Annotated in this window: 11 protein-coding genes and 1 tRNA gene; 8 read left to right on the forward strand and 4 right to left on the reverse strand. The window is 60.9% G+C overall.

Features of this window, described 5'->3' with window-relative positions; all coding sequences use genetic code 11:
* Positions 1–147: 147 nt before the first annotated feature.
* The 8 genes from KYE46_RS01890 (at position 148) to KYE46_RS01925 (ending at position 11,707) form a co-directional block, all read left to right on the forward strand.
* Complete coding sequence (locus KYE46_RS01890) at positions 148–1,146, forward strand: LLM class flavin-dependent oxidoreductase (RefSeq protein ID WP_219003089.1); 999 nt, start codon at positions 148–150, stop codon at positions 1,144–1,146.
* Positions 1,147–1,417: 271 nt separating this feature from the next.
* Entirely contained in the window at positions 1,418–1,597 is a 180-nt protein-coding gene (locus KYE46_RS01895; RefSeq protein WP_219003090.1) for a hypothetical protein, read from the forward strand.
* Positions 1,598–1,787: 190 nt separating this feature from the next.
* Positions 1,788–4,544, forward strand: a complete 2,757-nt coding sequence (locus tag KYE46_RS01900; RefSeq protein ID WP_219003091.1) for a type I restriction endonuclease subunit R — start codon at positions 1,788–1,790, stop codon at positions 4,542–4,544.
* Positions 4,541–6,013: a restriction endonuclease subunit S gene (locus tag KYE46_RS01905; protein ID WP_283095205.1), complete on the forward strand. Its 1,473-nt coding sequence runs from the start codon at positions 4,541–4,543 to the stop codon at positions 6,011–6,013. Before KYE46_RS01900 ends, KYE46_RS01905 begins: the two co-directional genes overlap by 4 nt.
* Complete coding sequence (locus tag KYE46_RS01910; protein ID WP_219003095.1) at positions 6,010–6,921, forward strand: endonuclease NucS domain-containing protein; 912 nt, start codon at positions 6,010–6,012, stop codon at positions 6,919–6,921. The genes KYE46_RS01905 and KYE46_RS01910 overlap by 4 nt, the downstream gene beginning before the upstream one ends.
* The gene (locus KYE46_RS01915; RefSeq protein ID WP_219003097.1) at positions 6,921–8,363 is read left to right on the forward strand and encodes a type I restriction-modification system subunit M; all 1,443 of its coding nucleotides are present in this window, start codon (positions 6,921–6,923) and stop codon (positions 8,361–8,363) included. Before KYE46_RS01910 ends, KYE46_RS01915 begins: the two co-directional genes overlap by 1 nt.
* Positions 8,364–9,047: 684 nt before the next feature.
* Positions 9,048–9,683 carry a recombinase family protein gene (locus KYE46_RS01920; RefSeq protein ID WP_219003099.1) on the forward strand — a complete coding sequence of 212 codons (636 nt, stop codon included), beginning with the start codon at positions 9,048–9,050 and terminating at the stop codon, positions 9,681–9,683.
* Between the two features lie 1,253 nt (positions 9,684–10,936).
* Positions 10,937–11,707: a hypothetical protein gene (locus KYE46_RS01925; protein ID WP_219003100.1), complete on the forward strand. Its 771-nt coding sequence runs from the start codon at positions 10,937–10,939 to the stop codon at positions 11,705–11,707.
* A gap of 625 nt (positions 11,708–12,332) precedes the next feature.
* Here KYE46_RS01925 and KYE46_RS01930 read toward each other — a convergent pair.
* From KYE46_RS01930 to KYE46_RS01945, 4 genes are all read right to left on the reverse strand, one after another.
* A complete protein-coding gene (locus KYE46_RS01930; RefSeq protein ID WP_219003101.1) occupies positions 12,333–13,787 on the reverse strand; it encodes a tyrosine-type recombinase/integrase in 1,455 nt (484 codons plus the stop codon).
* Positions 13,788–13,877: 90 nt separating this feature from the next.
* A tRNA-Leu gene (locus KYE46_RS01935) sits at positions 13,878–13,964 on the reverse strand.
* A 42-nt stretch (positions 13,965–14,006) separates the two neighbouring features.
* Positions 14,007–17,630, reverse strand: a complete 3,624-nt coding sequence (locus tag KYE46_RS01940) for a translocation/assembly module TamB domain-containing protein (protein ID WP_219003102.1) — start codon at positions 17,628–17,630, stop codon at positions 14,007–14,009.
* Entirely contained in the window at positions 17,627–19,432 is a 1,806-nt protein-coding gene (locus tag KYE46_RS01945; RefSeq protein ID WP_219003104.1) for an autotransporter assembly complex protein TamA, read from the reverse strand. Before KYE46_RS01945 ends, KYE46_RS01940 begins: the two co-directional genes overlap by 4 nt.
* Positions 19,433–19,489 lie beyond the last annotated feature (57 nt).

Raw genomic sequence — 19,489 nt, forward strand, 5'->3', positions numbered from 1 at the left:
CGGGCTCACCCGGATCGACCCTGACGCCACGCCAAGGGTCCGAGTCGTCTTGCATCGGGACCTGCCCTGCATATGTCGACTATTCATCATCCTTGCCGCGCCTGAGGCCCGGCTGATCCCGCACCAAAGCCTGCACAGAGGTAGACCATGGACCGATTCTCCCTTCTCGACCTCTCTCCGATCCCCGAAGGCGGCACCGCGGCCGATGCTCTGGCGAATACGCTGAACCTTGCCCGCACGGCCGAGGCTTGTGGCTACCATCGCTACTGGCTGGCGGAGCATCACAACATGCCGGGCATTGCCAGCGCTGCAACGTCCTTGGTGATCGGGCATGTCGCGGCAGGCACGAAGACGATTCGCGTCGGGGCGGGCGGCATCATGCTGCCAAATCACGCGCCTTTGGTGATCGCCGAACAATTCGGCACGCTTGCGACGCTTCATCCCGATCGCATCGATCTGGGACTTGGGCGCGCGCCGGGAACCGATGGCGTTACGGCCCAAGCCTTGCGGCGTCACCTTGATGCAAACGACAGCTTTCCCCAGGACGTGGTCGAACTGCTCGGCTATTTTGACGATGCGGACGATGTCGCGCGGATCAGGGCGATCCCCGGACAGGGCACGCATGTGCCGGTCTGGATCCTCGGTTCCAGCCTCTATGGTGCGCAAATGGCGGCGCATTTCGGGCTGCCCTACTCCTTCGCGTCCCACTTCGCACCCGCGATGCTCGAACAGGCGATCGCCACCTACCGCGAGAGCTTTCGTCCGTCGAAGTGGCTGGAACGGCCCTATTTCATGATGGCGGCAGGCGTCTGCGCGGCCGAGACCGATGAAGAGGCCGAGTATCTGCGGTCATCACAATTGCTGGCCTTCGCGCGGTTGCGGACTGGCCGCCCCGGCAAACTGCCTCGCCCGGTCGAGGACCTTGGCTTGGAAATACCGCCTTCAATTCTGCCGCAGATCCAGCACGCGCTCTCCTGCTCTGCCACCGGCAGCCTGCAGACGGTGCGCGAACAGCTTGGCAAGCTGGCAGAGACCTATCAGCCCGATGAGATGATCGTCACAGGGATGATCCACGATCATGACGCGCGGCTGAAATCCTTCACCCTCGCGTCCGAGGCGCTAAAGGACATTGCGCAGCCTGCGTGAAGCATCGCATCGGTTTGGATCAAATTTGAGGGGGGGTTCGACCTCTGCACGGCGACCCATGTCGGCCGGAGAGAATGGTGCCCAGGAGAAGACCTTTACTGAAAACCAAACCTCATAAAACCCTGCTTTTTCAGATGCTAAGCCTCGAGCTCCTTCCCGAGTGTGGACCTGCAAGGGACCGAATTGTGGACCTGCGCAGGAAATTCCTAGCGAAAACGCGAGAGTGGCGTCAAGTTATTCGGGGAAGGGTCGCCCGAGACAGGAACACAGCGTGAGCAAGTCCAAATTAAGCAAGCTAATCTTCTTCCTTGGGGGTGCATCTCTCCTTGCAGTGCTGTTGGGCGGTGCCTTTGGTATCGCAGCTATCGCTGTCCCCGGCATCTGGGGCGTCTTCATCTGCATCGGCGTATTGGTGATCAAGGAAAGGGTTTTCGGGCCGGGCGAGGAGTGACCCTTAAAGTGCACTGACCGGCCATCCGTGCCGGACTGCGCAATGCTGTCCATGCCTCAACGCGAAAGCTGCTCGCCATTCACGTATGCCGTTCGAATTGCAATTGAGCGTTTGAGGGTATGGAGCACTCTGAGTTGATATTGCGCGGAACCCTGATACGTTCCCAGCCAGTATTTTATTGGCGTTTCACATGGTTGCACCGGAACAGATTGCACGGAAGAAGTTAGATGGCCTGCTCTCTGAAGCCGGGTGGGTCCTGCAAGAGAAAGACAAGATGAATCGCAACGCGGCCCTTGGGGTCGCGGTTCGAGAGTTTTCGCTCCCAGCAGGGCCGTGCGACTACCTCCTGTTTGTCGAGGGCAAGGCTGCCGGGGTGATCGAGGCCAAGAAGGCGGGTGTCACCCTGAGCGGCGTCGCGGAGCAGTCCGAGAAATATATGGCGAAGCTGCCCGACCACCTCGCGCGTTGGCAGGAGACGCTCCGTTTCGACTACGAGAGCACGGGTGATGAGACATTTTTCCGCGACACGCGGGACCCTAAGCCGCGGTCACGCCGCCTCTTCGCCTTCCACAAGCCCGAGACCCTGCTTGCGTGGCTCAAGGAACCCGACACGCTCAGGGGACGCCTGCAGGGTTTCCCGCGGCTTGACTCCAAGGGCCTTCGTGACTGTCAGATTGAGGCAATCACTGGCTTGGAAAGGTCGTTCGTCGAGGACCGCCCGCGCGCGTTGATCCAGCTTGCCACCGGGGCCGGAAAAACATTCACGGCCTGCTCGTTCTCGTACCGCCTCATCCGCCATGGTGGCGCGAAGCGCATCCTCTTTCTCGTAGACCGCAACAACCTGGGCGATCAGACGCTCAAGGAGTTTCAGAACTTCTTACCCCATGCATCGGCCAATCGCTTTACGGACACTTATATCGCTCAGCACCTCCATTCACATCGGATCGACCCGGACGCGAAGGTGGTGATCACGACCATCCAGCGCCTCTATTCCATGCTGAAGGGTGACGAGATTGTGCCGGAGGATGAGGAGGCTTCGGCCTTCGAGACATGGGTTGGAGATGAAGGCGAAGTCCCGCCACTCGCATACAACGCCGAAATCCCCATCGAGACATTCGACTTCATCATTACTGACGAATGCCACCGCTCGATCTATGGCCTTTGGCGGCAAGTGCTTGAGTACTTCGATGCGTCGATCATCGGACTGACCGCGACACCCTCGAAGCACACTCTCGGGTTCTTCAATCAGAACCTCGTCGCGGAATATCCCTACGAGCGTTCCGTCGCGGATGGTGTGAACGTGGGCTACGAGGTGTACCGCATCCGCACGCGTGTGACGGAGCAGGGTGGAACAGTGGACGGCGCAGGCTTTCAGGTGCCGGTGCGAGACAAGCGGACCCGAGCGGTGCGCTACCGGGAACTCGATGAAGATATCGACTATACGAGCAAAGAGCTGGATCGGTCTGTGGTCAACCCGAACCAGATCAGGACCATTCTTCAGACCTTCAAGGACCGAGTTTTCACGGAGCTCTTCCCTGAGCGGTCCGGGGAATGGCTGCCTAAGACCCTAATCTTTGCCAAGGACGACAGTCATGCGGAGGAGATAGTCCTCGCGGCCCGAGAGGTTTTTGGTGAAGGCAACGACTTCGCCAAGAAGATCACCTACCGGAACACCGGTGAGGACCCGAAGTCGCTCATCAAGGCCTTCCGAGTCGATCCCTTTCCGCGCATCGCTGTAACCGTGGACATGATCGCCACCGGGACCGACATCAAGCCCGTCGAAGTCCTGATCTTCATGCGCGACGTGAAGTCGGAGGGGTACTACGAGCAGATGAAGGGACGCGGCGTCCGCACCATCCCTGACGCCGATCTCAAGGCTGTCACGCCGGATGCACAAACCAAGACCCGCTTCGTCTTGATCGACGCCGTGGGGGTTTCCGAGACCAAGAAGTCGGCCTCGCAACCCCTTGAACGCAACCGTTCAGTCAGCTTTGACGCTTTGATAGATCAGATCGCTCAGGGGCGCCGCGACGAGGACGCGCTTTCATCCCTTGCGGCGCGCCTTGCTGCCCTTGACCGGAAGCTAGACGACGAGGACCGCGTGAAAGTAGCTGCAGCTGCGGATGGAAAGACGCCGCGCGACCTTGCCAATGCGCTTCTCGATGCGATCGATCCAGACAAGCAGGTAGCCGCCATCGCCGACGCGCATGGGCCGGTTTGCACGCCGGAGGAAGAGCGGAAGGTCATTGAGGCATTGATCGAGGACGCTTGCAGGCCATTTGACAATCCCGATACGCGAGAGATCTTGAAGCGCCTAAAGCAGCAATCCGAGCAGTTTATTGACGAGGGTACCCCCGATGAGGTCACGAACGCGGGCTTTGACCTTAACCGGGCAGAGCAGACGGTCTCGTCGTTTCGAGAATTCATAGAAGAGAACAAGGATGAACTAACGGCGCTGCAAATCCTCTACAATCAGCCAAGGGGACAGCAGCGGCTGACCTATGGTGCGATCAGGGAGCTTGTTGAAGCCCTCACCGCACCACCTTTGTACCTTGCGACCCATAACGTCTGGCAGGCCTACAAGCGTCTCGACGCAGCGAAAGTCCGCGGCGCTCCGGTGGACGACCAGTTGACCGAAGTGGTGTCTCTGGTCCGCTTTGCATTAGGGCAGGAGGACACGCTGGAACCCTTCGCGGACAAGGTTGAGCAGCGGTTCAATCTGTGGCTGGGTCGCGAGAAAAAGGCAGGGCGGGAGTATTCGGAAGACCAGACAGGGTGGCTCCGCGCCATCGCGTCGTTTATAGCCGCAAATGCCGAGATCGGTGCAAGTGACTTTATGGAAGCCCCAAGCCTCACGGGGCTGGGCGGCATTGTGGCCGCACGACGTGCTTTCGGGGAGGGGCTAAACGACATGCTTGACGACCTACAGGGAGCGCTGGTCGCGTGAAGGACCGCAGGCTGCCAGCAAGCTGGGAAAGTGTCCATCTGGGAGAGGTCTTGTCTGGAATCGTGGGCGGGGGAACTCCTTCAAAGGCACGCTCGGATTACTTCGAAGGCAACATACCCCTGATGACCGTGAAGGATATGAAGTCACGGCGACCATTGGCAACGGTTTTCAACATCACTGAGGAGGCCCTTTCAAACAGCAGCGCGAAGCTAGTGCCGCCGGATACGGTGATAATTGCTACTAGAATGGGCCTAGGGAAGGTTGTGCGTGCCTCGTTTGCAACCGCAATAAACCAAGACCTAAAGGCGCTCTTTCCGGCCGAGGGTGTCGAGAAGTCATTTCTCGAATACTGGTTAATGTCGATCTCAAAGAAGATCGAGGGACTGGGCACTGGCACGACGGTGAAGGGCATACGCGTAAGCGATGTGGTCAGCCTCCCATTCTCTTTACCACCGGTCCCCGAACAGCGCCGAATCGTAGAGAAGATCGAGACGCTCTTCGCCCGGCTCGACAAGGGTGAAGAGGCGGTGCGGCAGGTGCAGGCGCTCCTGAAACGCTACCGCCAGTCGGTCCTGAAGGCCGCCGTGACGGGGGAGTTGACCGCGGATTGGCGGGAAGCGAACCGGGACCGTCTGGAACATGGCAGCGACCTTCTCTCCCGAATCCTGAAGACCCGGCGCGAGACCTGGGTAGGCCGAGGCCGCTACAAGGAACCCGCCGCGCCGGACACCACAGGCCTAGCTGAGTTGCCGGAGGGGTGGGTGTGGGCTTCCGTGGATCAACTATCCTCATCCGACGCCAATTCGCTTTGCATCGGTCCTTTTGGCAGCAATCTCAAAGTCGAAGACTACAGAGACCGAGGAGTGCCGCTCATATTCGTGAGGCATATTCGATCAAAGATCTTCCGCGGCCATGACGCGAAGTTCGTGAACGACAAGAAGGCGGAAGAACTCTCGTCTCATCGCGCGTATCCTGGCGATCTACTAATCACAAAGATGGGTGATCCACCTGGGGACGTTTGTATCTATCCAGACGGCTTACCAATTGCGATCATCACCGCCGACTGCATCCGATTTGCCACCTCCAAGGCCGGAGTAAGTCGAGAATTCGTCGTTGCAGCGATGGAGTCGCGACTGGTGCAGACCCAAATTCGGGAAATCTCGAAAGGCGTTGCACAGCAGAAAGTGACTTTAGCGAACTTCAAGAAAATCGCTATCCCACTACCAACCTTCGAAGAACAGAAACTGATTGCGGCGATTAGGGGTGAGCAGTTGGCGAAGCTGGAAAAATTGGAATCTTGGTGCGAAACCGAACTCGTGCGCTCCGCCGCGCTCCGCCAATCCATTCTGAAGCAGGCCTTCTCGGGCCACCTCGTCCCGCAGGACCCCTCGGACGAACCCGCAAGCGCACTGCTCGCCCGCATCCGCGCAGCGGCCCCGGCGAATAAGACCCGAAAGGCTAACATATGAGCGACATCAAGCTGTTCCGACGGGACGGCACGGCCTTTGCCGAACTCGCGGGGTCATCGGCTCCGCTCGAAAAGGCCCTGCAGACTCTCTTCGAGAAGAACCTTGAAGCGCTCCTCGGGGTCCGTTTTGTGGCCTCCGAATACGCCACCTCCAACGGGGGTCGGATGGACACCCTTGGGCTCGACGAAAACGGCTCACCCGTGATCATCGAGTACAAGCGGACGTCGAGCGAGAACGTCATCAATCAGGGTCTCTTTTATCTGGACTGGCTCCTCGACCATCGGGGCGACTTCGAAGTCTTGGTGATGAAGACACTAGGGGTGAAGGCCTCGGAACAGATCGACTGGACCGCGCCGCGCCTCATCTGCATCGCCGCGGACTTCACCAAGTATGACACCCATGCGGTCAACCAGATGGGGCGGAACATTGAGCTTGTCCGCTATAAAACGTTCGGTGACGATCTCCTGACGCTGGAATTGTTGACTGCAGTATCGGCGACAGTGAGCGGGAGCGTGCAAAATGCCGTACGCTCCAGCAAAGTCGTCAAGTACAAGACAATCTTGGAGAGCTTGGAGGACGCCAATACCGAACTCGCAAACCTCTTCGCGGACCTCGACGCATACCTAACAAGCATCGGCGATGAGGTGATCAAGAAGACGCTGCAGTTCTACATCGCCTACCGGCGGATAAAAAACTTCGCGTGTGTCGAGGTCAAACCGCAACTCGATGTGTTGAGGATATACCTGAAGGTTGACCCTACTACACTGGAACTCCCGGATGATGGCTTTGCGCGAGACGTTCGAAACGTTGGGCACTTTGGCACTGGCGACCTCGAGATAACTATCCGTTCACATGCTGACCTAGAGCGCGCGAAGCCGCTGATTGTTCAATCCTACGAGGTCTCCTGATGACGAGAGAGCAACTTGTTTCCAAAGTCTGGAACTACGCCCATGTCCTTCGCGACCAGGGTATTTCCTACGGCGACTATGTTGAGCAAATCACCTTCCTCCTGTTTCTCAAGATGGACGCGGAGCGAGTCGAGTATCTGAACGAGCCCTCGTCCGTCCCACCAGAGTGGAATTGGACGGCCCTCGTCACGAAGGATGGTGAGGCGCTTGAAGCTCACTACCGGCACACGCTCGAGGCCCTTGCGCGGGAAGACGGGCTGATCGGCACAATCTTCCGTAAGGCCCAGAACAAGCTTTCCGACCCCGCCAAACTCAAGCGGATCGTCAGCCTCATCGACAAAGAAGGCCCTTGGATTGGTCTGACGGTGGACGTGAAGGGGGAGATTTACGAGGGCCTTCTCGAGAAAAACGCTTCGGAGGTGAAGTCCGGCGCTGGGCAGTATTTCACGCCGCGCCCTGTCATCGAGGCCATCGTCCAATGCGTCAATCCACGTATTGGGGAAAGCGTGTGCGACCCTGCCTGTGGCACCGGCGGCTTTTTGCTCTCGGCATACGACCATATGAAGGGTCAATCGCAGGACCGTGCAAAGCTACGAGAATTGCAGCACTCGTCCTTCCATGGGGTCGATATCGTAGACGAGGTTGTGCGCCTATGTGCCATGAACCTCTACCTGCATGGCATCGGTAACGGTGGAAGTCCGGTAGTGCAGGGCGATGCACTAGCCTTCGATGGCGGGCAGCGTTTTGATGTGTTGCTAACCAACCCTCCTTTCGGCAAGAAGTCGAGCTATAAGGTCATCGGAGAAGACGGCCAGGTCTCGACCGAGCGTGAGAGCTACGAGCGCGAGGACTTCAAGTTCACGACGTCGAACAAGCAGTTCAACTTTCTGCAGCACATCATGACGGTGATGGACGCGAATGGGCGGGCGGGGGTGGTGCTTCCAGACAATGTCCTGTTCGAAGCCGGACGGGCCGGTGAGGGCATCCGCAAGCGGCTCCTTGAGCAATTCAACTTCCACACGCTCCTTCGGCTGCCCACTGGCATCTGGTATAGCCCCGGCGTGAAGGCGAACGTACTGTTCTTCGACAAGCGCCCGGCCTCTCGCGAGGCGCAGACGCGGGAGCTTTGGGTCTATGACTACCGAACAAATGTCCACAAGACGCTCAAGACCAAGCGCCTCACGCGCGCGGACTTCGACGACTTCGTGGAATGCTATCAAGAACGGAGGGAGACGGAACGCTTTCGCCGGTTCACTTACGAGGAGCTAATCACAAGGGATAAGCTCAACCTCGATATCTTCTGGCTCAAGGACGACAGCCTCGAAGATCTGGACAGCCTACCTGCACCGGACGTTCTGGCGGCTGAAATCGTCGATAACCTTGAGGCTGCGCTTGAGCAGTTCCGTAGCGTGACCGGTGAACTGGCCGAGACCCCAGAATAGTTTATCGCACAAATTCGAGAACCAGAGATGATAGTGACGGACCGAACTTACCCCCCCTCTAGGTAGGTTCGACAATGCGACTTTCTGAAGGGTTTATGAAGAACTGGGCTTCAAAAGTGCCACGTGGATGAGCATTCTGCACAATGCGCCTCTGTCATAGTCTCCTTGCGAGATAGGCCAGTAACCAACAACGAGGCGCCTCCCGTGAGGAGTGCTCCTGTCGCCTTCCCACCACTTATTCCAGCCTTCTTTTGGACGAGGCGCGTCATCACCAATCCTCGAGTCTGACAATGCGGGCAAATCATTTGGGGCCTAAGGGGACCATGTAGCGATATCAGTAGAGGCGACACGCCATGCTCTTCAGCAAGAGCCACGTTTTCTTTGTGCTCATCCGCGGCGTTCAGCCACGAGCCAATGAGTGCGAGGACAACAAACGCACCTACAACCCACATCCAGATTTCCATGACGATTCCTCAAAGCAGTCAGTGGCATCTTACACAGTATTTGCCGGTCTAGGAGCGAATTCCACTTGAGTCATTGGAAGTGCAGGATGGCCGCTAGGGTATACCTCAGTGGACAGCTCGGGAGGTGGCTGAAAGGGTGTCCGTAAAGATTGACTTGCCCTTTCGGACAGCATACCCAACGGACATCACCCATTCGAACACCCTCCAAGGACACCCGACCATGACCACGATCATGTATGCACGCATCTCAACCGCCGACCAGACACTTGACCACCAGGTGGCGCAGGCCCGGAAGGCAGACTTCATCATTGACGAGGTGATCGCCGACCACGGGCAATCCGGGGTCTCCACCATCCTCTCGGAAAGACCTGAAGGTCGCAGGCTCTTCGACAAACTCCGCCAAGGGGACACTCTCGTGGTGCGCTGGGTGGACCGCCTTGGGCGGAACTATCAGGACGTAACGGACACCATCCGGCATTTCATGCGGCAGGGGGTGACGATCAAGACTGTGATCAACGGCATGACGTTCGACGGAGCTACGACCGACCCGACGCAGCAAGCAGTGAGAGACGCGCTCATCGCCTTCATGGCGGCCACCGCTCAGGCTCAGGCCGAGGCGACCAAGGAGGCCCAGCGGGCGGGCATCGAGCATGCTAAGGAGACCAAGGCGGAGGCCTACCGGGGACGGAAGCCCAGCTATGACCGGGCGCAGCTTGCCGTGGTCAGGGACATGACGGGCACCGGAGCGGGCACTTCGGAGGTGGCCCGAGCGACGGGCCTGAGCCGCCAGACCGTCCTGCGCATCCGTGGGGACATGGCGGAGGCGGAAGCGGCCCTTGCCCGCTGGGGCATGTGACCCCGCCGCATGCGAGTTGGTCAATTAGCCCACACATCAGCCCCTAAATAGGGTCGCCGATACACTAACCCCCATCTCAGTCCCCCCGACAGACTGTAAGCCGCTCTGAGCGGCCCCTGAGTCCGGCCCGGCGCTCCGGTCTCACCCATCCTCCCCAGCCCAAGAAGTAGGTCCACCCGACAGGTCGTCAGCAGCAGCCGCAAGGGTCCGACAGAATGACGGACTTGGGTGAGTTGTCCTTGCGAAGAAGTCATAAACGTGGCCGCCGCCCGCCCCTTTACTCGGGTCCGGTCCTTTTCCGCGCATCACCCGAGGATGCCCAAGCCATCGCCGTACCGCCCCCTCTGTCGGATAGTTCTAAGTGTCCGCGTGAGTGGGGGCGACGATCAGTGAATTTCGCTCTTCGTAGCAAAGGAACAGACAATGCGAATACCACCCGAGACCACGGCCTTCACTCCACCTCCACTGCGCCACGGCAGAACCGGAGCCACCATGGAAGACAAGACCCGATAGCAGCGCCACCTAAACAAGATGATGCGCGCCCGCCTTTCGGACTACTGGTGCGCCGAACATCTCGACGGTCCGTATGGATCGGGGAGCAAGACCAACACATGGGGCAACATTCCCCTGCGAGCGGAGACCATTGCGCTCGTGAAGCTGCTTCAGCAGCACCTTGCGGCCACCCAGATGGGCCCAAAGGTTTCTCTGACAGAGGTTGTGAACGCGCTCGTTGAGGCGGGCCTTCCGGTCCTCCTTCGACAAAACGGATGGCGGGTACCAAGGGCGACGGCATGAACATGTCAATCGACCCCGAGGCCCTGCTGGGAAAGCTCCACGCCATCGAAGCCAACAGACTCGCCGAAGGGCATGCCCTCTGATCCACTGCAAGCAGTGACATCTGGACTTCCTGAGCAGTCGCCGGGAAAGGTTCTGCAGCAAGCGGTGCCGGGTTGCCCATGGGGAGTCCCTACGGGACTAGGACGACCAACTCCCCGAAGAGCCCCCCAAGGATGACCTCGACGAGGGGCTCGAAGACGACACCCGCTTCTATGACCCGCGCCGAGGCATCTATCGCACCAAGTCGTGGACCAAGTGGGCCTGTCCAAAGCTCCGCACCGGAGCGTGTCGCCAGATTCACGCAGGGTCCCGCTCAAGACCATCTTGCGGCTCCAAGCCCCTCTCTCCTGCCGGGAACCGAGTTGAGTCTCGGAGAGGCCTCCCAGCGACTCCGTGGGGCAAACAGCATTTGCACCATGACCACAGCCACCACCAAACAGAAAGGGCCAACCATGAACGTTGTGACCGACCATGACGGTCGCCCCCTCTTCGGGGAGGCCTTCACCCATGAGACCCACGTCTTCGAGGGCATCTCCATCGACGTCATCAGGACCGAAGGCCGCCTTTGGCTTTCGGCCCCGTCTGTCTTCAATGCCCTTGGGTTCGAGGTGGACGGGGGAGGAGGAGGCTTCAACCGCCGCCTTCGCCGCGTCTCCCATCCGGACGCCATCAAGGTCGAGGTGACCCCCTTCAGGTTCACCGATGGTCGCCGCAATCGGAGCAGCCTCATCAGCCCGAGGGCGGTGACAATGTTTGCCAATGCGAAGACCAAGGGTCGGAATCCGATTAAGGCAAATGCCTTCGTCGCCTGGATGGAGGAGACCCTCCTCGACGGGAAGACCGTGGTGGAAACCTCCCCGGCGCGGGCACCTCAGATCACCCTCGAGCCCACCTTCCGGTCAGTCATCAAGGTCACCGATCAGGATGCAGCCGGAAGGCCTATCGACCCCTTGCGAACTGATGGACCGTATTGGGGCTGTGGTCACTTAGGCCCGCTCATGGACGGAGAAATCAATTTCGAGGGACCGACCCTGTGGCGGAACGACACCACGTTGCGAATAGCCCCCATGGACCTCGACGATGACGATGACTTCTGCCTCATCGACGAGACCGACGTCTTCTGGGCGACCAAGGAAACAAGCGCTCTCCCGAGATACCCCGCACAAAATACCCCGCATTCCCTATAGAGGTATATACTCACGGGAGTGCTGGGTTTCCTCGACCTCGGCATCCGCTGAGATAATAACCATCCTCTAGCTGTTTAGGTCGCACCCCCCATGAGGGTCTCTTTCGTGACGAAGGTTCATCTCATAATTTACGACCAGTGCAGCCCAGGAATCCGACCTCGTTCATGGTCTTCACACTGGAAGTGCAGCATACCACTGCCCTTCAGGTGCCCACTATCACCATCACTGACAACTTCAAGGACAACCAGTTCGACCATGCGGCGGTGACCGAGGCGCTTTAAAACGCAGGCATCACGTTCCGTAAGAACGGCGGGTGGGTCATCCTAATCCTACTGAACGGGACACAGGTGTCCTACGGGGTCGCCGTGAAGCAGGGCCTCATCAAGGTCGCGCGCGCATGAGGACCGCGGCAAAAGGGGCCCGCCAGCAGAATGAAGAGCATTGGCGCTATCGCTGCGAACAGGCGGAGGAGCGGGGGAACCCCTCCGGCGCCGACCCGCGAATGCCTCGGTGCAATCCACGGTGCCGAAGACGGTGACCCTCCCTCTCTGGCGCGGTCTCTCGGTGACCCGCACGGGTTGACCGAAAGGGACCCCTCCCGATCACCTCGGGGAGTGGGCACCCCCTACGATGCTCCACCCGCCTCGAAGGATTCGACAGCCCGAAGCGCCCGGAGTGCCACAGCGAGAAGACCCTCTGAGCCGCCGTAGGTCTCCCCGATGTTGGGGGCGGCGTGGCCGAGGACCACGTCTTGAGCCGCCTTGTCGACCCCGGCCTTCCGCATGCGGTCTTTCATGCCATGGCGGAGAGAGTGGACTTTGTGGCGCTTGTCCGTCGTGAAGCTCCGCAGGTGCTTCATTAGGGCCGCAGATGCGGCATCCGCTCCCCTCTCCCGGGCATAGCGGGGGAACAGGAGTTCACCCCCAGCGGCAGACCCAACGGCTTCATTGGCGGCCTCCAAGGTAACCCCAATCAGGGGCACCGACCGAATGCTCGATAGGGTCTTGAGGCGGCGGCCTTCGTGCCACTCGATCCGAAGGTGAGGCGTCTCCGCGTCCAAGCGGACGTCCGACACCCGCAGCCCGGTCACCTCCCCGAGGCGGCATCCAGTCCCTTCGAGCAAGCGCCAGATCAACAGGAGATCGTTGCTCAACTTGGTACGCATGGCCGCGGCGATCTTGGACGGGAGGGGGTCCACCTTCTCGCGAGCAGAGACCCGTGCCCCGGTGGCTGCCGTCGCGCCCTCAATGGGCAGCTTTTCGAACGGGTTGACCAGATCAAGGAGACCAAGCTCGCGTCCACCATAAGAGATCATGGTCCGCAGGAGACCAAGCTCGCGTTTGACCGACGCAGGGGAGACCCGTTCATTCTCACTCCCTTGGCGGGAACGAGAGGCCATGTGATCGCGGACCTTGCGAGCATGCTCGCGGGTCAGGCCGACCAAGGGCGTTGACGCCGGGAGACCGGCCTCCGCGGCAAGCCGCATGACGCGCTCAAGGCGCACCATCGCGGGTCGATGTTCCACAGCCTCGCCGCCCCCGAGGCTCTCCTTGACATAGACCTCACGGGCATCTTCGAGCGTCATAGCGGGTGCCGGACGATTGCGATTAAGCAATGCCTGAGCCAGCAGGAAATCTCGGCCCCGAGAAATGATCGGGGGGGTGGTCACCGCTTCCAATGCATCCTCTTTGCTGAATGGCTCAACATCAGGTCCTCCGACGTCGTCCTCCCCTGCGGACGCTCCTTTCAACAACCCTTCCAGAATCACTTCTCGGGCTTCGTCTTCTGAAAGACCTACCGCACTCACTATGACTTCGCTCTCTTCCCTAAGAGCTTCCTCCCACACCGCCCGTGCAGTTAGCTTGCGCTTAGGTTTGGATGCCGTGGCGACGTCGCGCTCGAACTCCGCCTCGACCAAGGCGTATTGCCGAAAAAGGTCGGCATCCGAACGGGCCTTTATGACCCGCTTCCATTCGCCCTTGCCCAGCGCCGCCTTGGCTGACTTGGGAACTCGACGCCGGAACTCCCACTTCCCCTTACTGAGCTCCGTCAGACCATTCAGCTTCATCATCACGACCATGTTGAGGACCCCCCGTGGACCTAAATGTGGACCCGAGAAGGCAGCCAGAGACCTGATTCCATTGAAAAATTGGGGTGTTGTAAGCGAGAATGGTGCCCAGGAGAGGACTCGAACCTCCACATCGTTGCCAATACTAGCACCTGAAGCTAGCGCGTCTACCAATTCCGCCACCTGGGCAGGTGTCGTGAGACGGGCTGATATAGGCGCTGCGCGGGGGCGTCAATAGTCCTGCTCAAAGAAGATGCCGATGGAGCTGTTTCCGTCCGATCCGACGGACCCGCGCGCCGTGATGTTCGGGGTCAGATCGATGTTGAGGGACAGATCCGCATCGCCCTCCGCATTGATCGTCACGTCGCTGTAGATGTTGTCGGACAGATAACGCCCGGCGGTTACAGCGGCGTTGCCGTCTTCGTCCACGCCAAGGTCCAGATCGTCGAGGCCAAGCCCGTCACGCAATCCTGCAATGAAGCCCGAGTTGGTCGAGCCACCGGCAAGGGACGTGGCCGCATCGGCGAGCTGCAGGAGTTGCAACGGTGACAGGCCCGACACGGAACGGCCGAAGAGAAGCTGCGCCAAGACCTCGTCCTCCGGCAAGGACGGGCTGGAAGAGAAGGTCACCTCTGGCGACGAGGCGGGGCCGACGACGCGAATCGTCACGAGGTAGCCGTTGGCCCGCGATGTTGCGGCGAGGTTCAGGAACGGGTCGAAGCTGCCCTGCAGGGTCGCCGTCCCTTCGGTGAAGTCCAGCCGCGTGCCGAGTATGGAGATCCTGCCCCGGATCAGCTCGAATTGTCCCATCGGGATCAGGTTGGCGGTGGTGCCGAACAGGCGCAGCGTGCCGCCGAATTCAGCGTCGATGCCCCGGCCGCGCAGGAAGATACGACCCGGCGCGTTGATCGTGATGTCGATGCCGGTCGAGTTGCTCCCGCTGACGCTATCGCCGCTGGAACCGCCGCCAAGCATACCGGCGAACTGCCGCGTCAGGCGTTCGGGGCGGGTCTCGCCCACGAATCGGATGTCCGGGATTGCAGCACTGTTGAAGAGGCTCGCCTCGGGCACGCGGCTCTCGGTTTCGGCGAGCGTGACGGAGCCTGCAATCTGCGGACCGCGCGCAAGCGGCCCCGAGACGGTAAGATCAGCGCGGCTGATCCGGGCCTCATACAATGACAAGTCAACGATACGGGCGTCGCGCAGCGCGATATCGAGGTTGGCATCCAGACCGGCACTGCCAAGGTTGATGGTCCCCCGCGCCGTGAGTTGCCCTCCGGTGGAGAGCGTCCCGTTCCCGTTGAGGGAAAGGCGACCGTTTGAGACCTGACCGGACACGCCGACATTCTCGACGGCAAAACCATAGGTCGGCACCGATACGCGCGCGCCGTTGACGTTCAACGTGCCGGACAAGGCGCCGAGCCCCGGCTGCCCGCGCAGGGACAGGTTGAAGCCAAGCTGCCCGCGGATCGAGCGCGGGGCGATGTACCGATTGGCCAGCGCCAAGGGGGCCTGTCCCGTCGCGGTCAGATCCACTGCGCCGTTTGCCAGACCGACGAGCCCGTTCACATCGGCATTGATCCCGCCGGGACCGTTGATGTTCGTGTCGAGCTGCCAAGGCCCATCGCCCGTTCGGCTGATCGATCCGGTCGCACTGACAGGACCGCGGAGCGCATCGGTGAAGATGCCGACATTGGCCAGACGCGCGGAGATATCGGCGCGGCTCTGATCCGGCCCGATGCGGGCATCGCCCGTCACTTGCAACTCGGGGCCCGCGATGGCGAAGTCCGACACGGTCAACACGCCGTCCTCTCGCACCGCCACCGCCGAGACGGTGGTCCGTCCGGCAAATAGTTGCGGCGGCAGGGCGTCGCCCAGATTCAGACTGTCGGCCGATCCGTCCAGCGCCAGGGAGAAATCCGCCGTCTCGGCATCGAACTGGCCGTCGACCGTCGCGCGGATCGCGTTCGGCCCGGCGAGCGTGGCCGACACGTCGAAGGGCGCGTCCTCGACACGCGCGACATCGGCCGAGATGGTCACGGGGCCCGACATGACGTCGGTCACAAGGCCGACATCGCGGAGCTGGAATCGGGTGGTTGCCGTGACCTCTTGCGAGCTGACATCGGCCCCGCCCGTCAGGCTCAATTCAGCGTTTTCGAGACTGAGGTCGCGCAGCGTCACACCGGTCGCATCGCGTGTGACCTGTGCGGAGAGAACGGTTTCACCCGCGAAGATCTCATCGGGGACGGCGTCGTTCACGTGAAGGTCTCGACCGGTGCCCGTGATCGCCAGATCGAAGGCGCCCGAAAGGGCTTCGGCCGTCCCGGTAACGCCAAGGTCGACGCTGCCCTCAAGCGGTTGCTCTGCCAACGCCGCGAAACGGGTCAGGTTCTCGGCCATGGCATCGAGGTCGAGGACAAGGTCGAGCCGCTGATCCTCCAGCCGCGCCGAGACACCGCCGGTCAGAGCCACGTCGCCGGAAGACAGGTTCAGCCCCGAAAGGATCATCGGCGCGCCGTTGACCCAGGACATCTGGGCGGAAAGATCAACATTCGTTCCCAAGGCCTCAGCGAGAGCCGGGTCAGTATGGAAGATGCCGTCCATCGCCCCCTGGATCGTGGCGGTGGCGGCATCGATCCCCGTGGCGGTGACAGCGACGGAGCCTTGCAGGTCAAGCGACGTGTCCACGATCGTGAGTTCGTCCACCGAGAGCGCATCGAGGTCGAGCCGCAGGCGATAGGTGTCGCCTTCGGCCCGGTCATAGATCACCGCGAGACCACCGCGGGCGATATCAGCGTCGACGCCACCGATGGGCAGACGAACGCGGTCTCCGTTGGGCGGGCTGATCTGACCGAGCAGGGAGACGGAAACAGGCACGCCCCGTGCGTTCAACCGCACGTCACCTTGGACCGTCAGCGCCGCAGAGGTGAGGCGCAATGCCTCCAATGATGTCTCGCCGGATTCGGTCTGTCGCACTTGTGCTTGCAACTGGACGTTGTCACCGAAGAAGGGACGGTAATCGGGCAGCAGGAGAGGGGTGATATCGCCGCCGATATCCACCACAACGAGTTGATCACCGGTTTCGCCGCGAGATGAAACAACCTGCCCCGTGAGCCGATCCTCGCCCGACGTAGCAAGTTGGATATCGGCCGTGAAATCGTCGATCTGCCCGCTGCCCTCGACCGCGAGGCGAAGATCGGGACGATCCGGCAGGTTCAGCAGCTCGGCCACCAGACCGTTCTCGGCCTCCTGCAGCAGAAGCGACAGGTCCAATTGCCGCGTCGCGTTGTCGTAGCTCGCGTTGAGGGTGAATTCGCCTGTCGGTCCATCTAGGCGCTGCAAGGTCACCTCGGCATTGCCGGCGCCGTCAGCCAGCAGGACGTTCCCCTCTACCGACAGCGTCGCGGGCAGTCCGATGACCGGCGCGCCAAGCACGACTTCATCCACCGCAATCGTGCCGATTTCGACCCTGACAGGCAGTTCAGGCAAGGAAAACGGCTTTGCTTCCGGGTTGTCGAGGTCCGCGCCTTCAACCGGGAGGGGCGGCCGGATGATCTCCAGTCGGGCGGCGGTGAGCGCTTCGATCTGCAACTCTCCCGAGAACAGAGCCGACCGTGTCCAATCGAGTACCGCGTCTTCCAGGATCAGCCAGACCCCGTCCGCGTCGGAAATCGTCATCCGCTCCAGCGTGGCTTCAGACGACAGTGCGCCCCGGAACCCCGAGATCGTCACTTGCCGGTCGTCGCCGTCTGACAGCTGGTCTTCCAAAAACCGTGAGAGGGTCGTTCCATCGTCCTGCGCCATGGCGGCGACAGGCAAAATCGACAGGCACAGGATCAGAAGAAAGCGGATCAAAATGCGTGCCCAATGCCGATGTAGATGTGGAGGTCTTCGCCCACGCCCTCGCCGCGAACGGGCGTCGCAAGATCGACGCGGATGGGACCGAACGCCGTGTCATAGCGGACACCAAGGCCGGCGCCCGCATGCCATTCGCCGTCGCCGCCCATGGGATCCGCGCCAATGAAGCCGGTGTCCAGAAAGGCGACCACACCGAAGTCTGTCTCGCCAATGTCCTGCCGGAACTCGGTCGCCAGTCCTGCAAAGCTGCGCCCGCCCGATTCGACACCGTCCTGGGTGGCTCCGAGAGACTGGAAATCATGTCCGCGCACGGTGCCTGCACCACCCGAATAGAACAGGTAATTCGGCGGGATATCCGTGATGTCACCACCTACCACGCTGCCTAGTTGCCCGCGCAGCGCGATCCTGCTGGCGCGATCTTCGCCGAAGCCGATGTAGATGCGCCCGTCCGCATAGAGACGCGCGCCGCCACTGCCTTGATCGGTCAGGAACGGGGTCGCCGTGCCGTTGATGTAGAAAAGCTCCCGGGCGTCGAGCGGGTCTTCCCGGCGGTCCCATGTCAGGCCCACAGGCACCGACAGCGCGGTGATCTGACGTTCGCCGAATTCGTCGTCGATGTCGTAATAATCCAGCCCGACGCCAAGCGTTCCGGTCAGGCGTCGGTCGAACCGATGCTCCACCCCGAACTCCGCGCCGATTGTCGTCATCGAGAATGCAGGCTCATCAAGATAGTCCGCGCCAAGCTCTGCGTAAGCCGTTGTGTCGGGCGTGAACGTTGCAGGACGGGAGAATCGCAGGCCAACGGAGGCATCGATGCCTTCGACCTCTTCAATGGTGTCGAACTCAAGGCCCTCCGAGCCGATGCCGCTGATCTCACCCTCAATGCGCAACCGCTCGGCGCCGCCAAAGAGGTTGCGGTGCAGCCAATAGGCGCTGACCGTGGCGCCGTCGTCTGTCGAAATCTCGGCACCGAAGCCGAAGCGGCGTGGCTCGTTCTCCACCAGCGTGGCCTCGATGTTCATCACGCCATCGGGGCCGACTTCGCCCTCCTGAAGGTTGATCGCAGAGAACACGCCGGTGTCCTGCAAACGCCCTTCCACACGGTCGAGCGTGTCTGGCGAGAATCGCTCCCCTTCCGGGAGCCCTGCGATGGCGAGGATACGTTCCTCTCTCATGCGCTCTTGCCCGCGCGGAATGAGGGTGCCGAATTGCACGACCTGTCCCGGCTCGATCTGAACCCGGACGTCGAGAATTGCTTGCGGCGCGCGGGCGGTGATCTGCTGGCTGCCGACCTCCGCCGTCGCGTAGCCGACATTGCGCCAGCCGGTGATCGCGGCGCTGGCCGTGTCCCGCAACAGCCGCGTCGAGGCATCGCCACCGGGGCGGAACTCGTCGGGCAGTTCAGTGCCGCTCGCCAAGGGTGCGATCTCGGCCGTGCCAAGGCGGAAGGCGGGGCCGGGGTCGACCTGAATGGTGACCTGATTGATCGTCCGCGGTGCGGCAAAAGGCGAGATGCGCGCGACTTCACGGCCGTCTGCGGTGATCCGGACAACGGGCGTGAAGTATCCCGCGTCATACAGAGCGGCGACGAGCCGCCCGTAATCGGCGCGCGCGGCGGCGATCAGATCCTGCGCGGTTCGGGTATCTTCGGTGTCTTGGAGAAGCAGCGATGCCGCGCGAAGGCGGTCTGTCAAAACGGCGTCGGCTTCCGGCGCTGTCAGTTGAATGTCCTGCGCTTGCGCAGCACCGCAAAGCGCCCAAGCAGCACAGACCAGAGCTGTAGAAAAACGTGCACCCATATGAATCTCGTAAGTCCCTTCTCAGGTGAACGCCAGCAGTTTGCCCATCGTTCCCTC

Source organism: Gymnodinialimonas ceratoperidinii (assembly GCF_019297855.1).
GTDB lineage: Bacteria > Pseudomonadota > Alphaproteobacteria > Rhodobacterales > Rhodobacteraceae > Gymnodinialimonas > Gymnodinialimonas ceratoperidinii.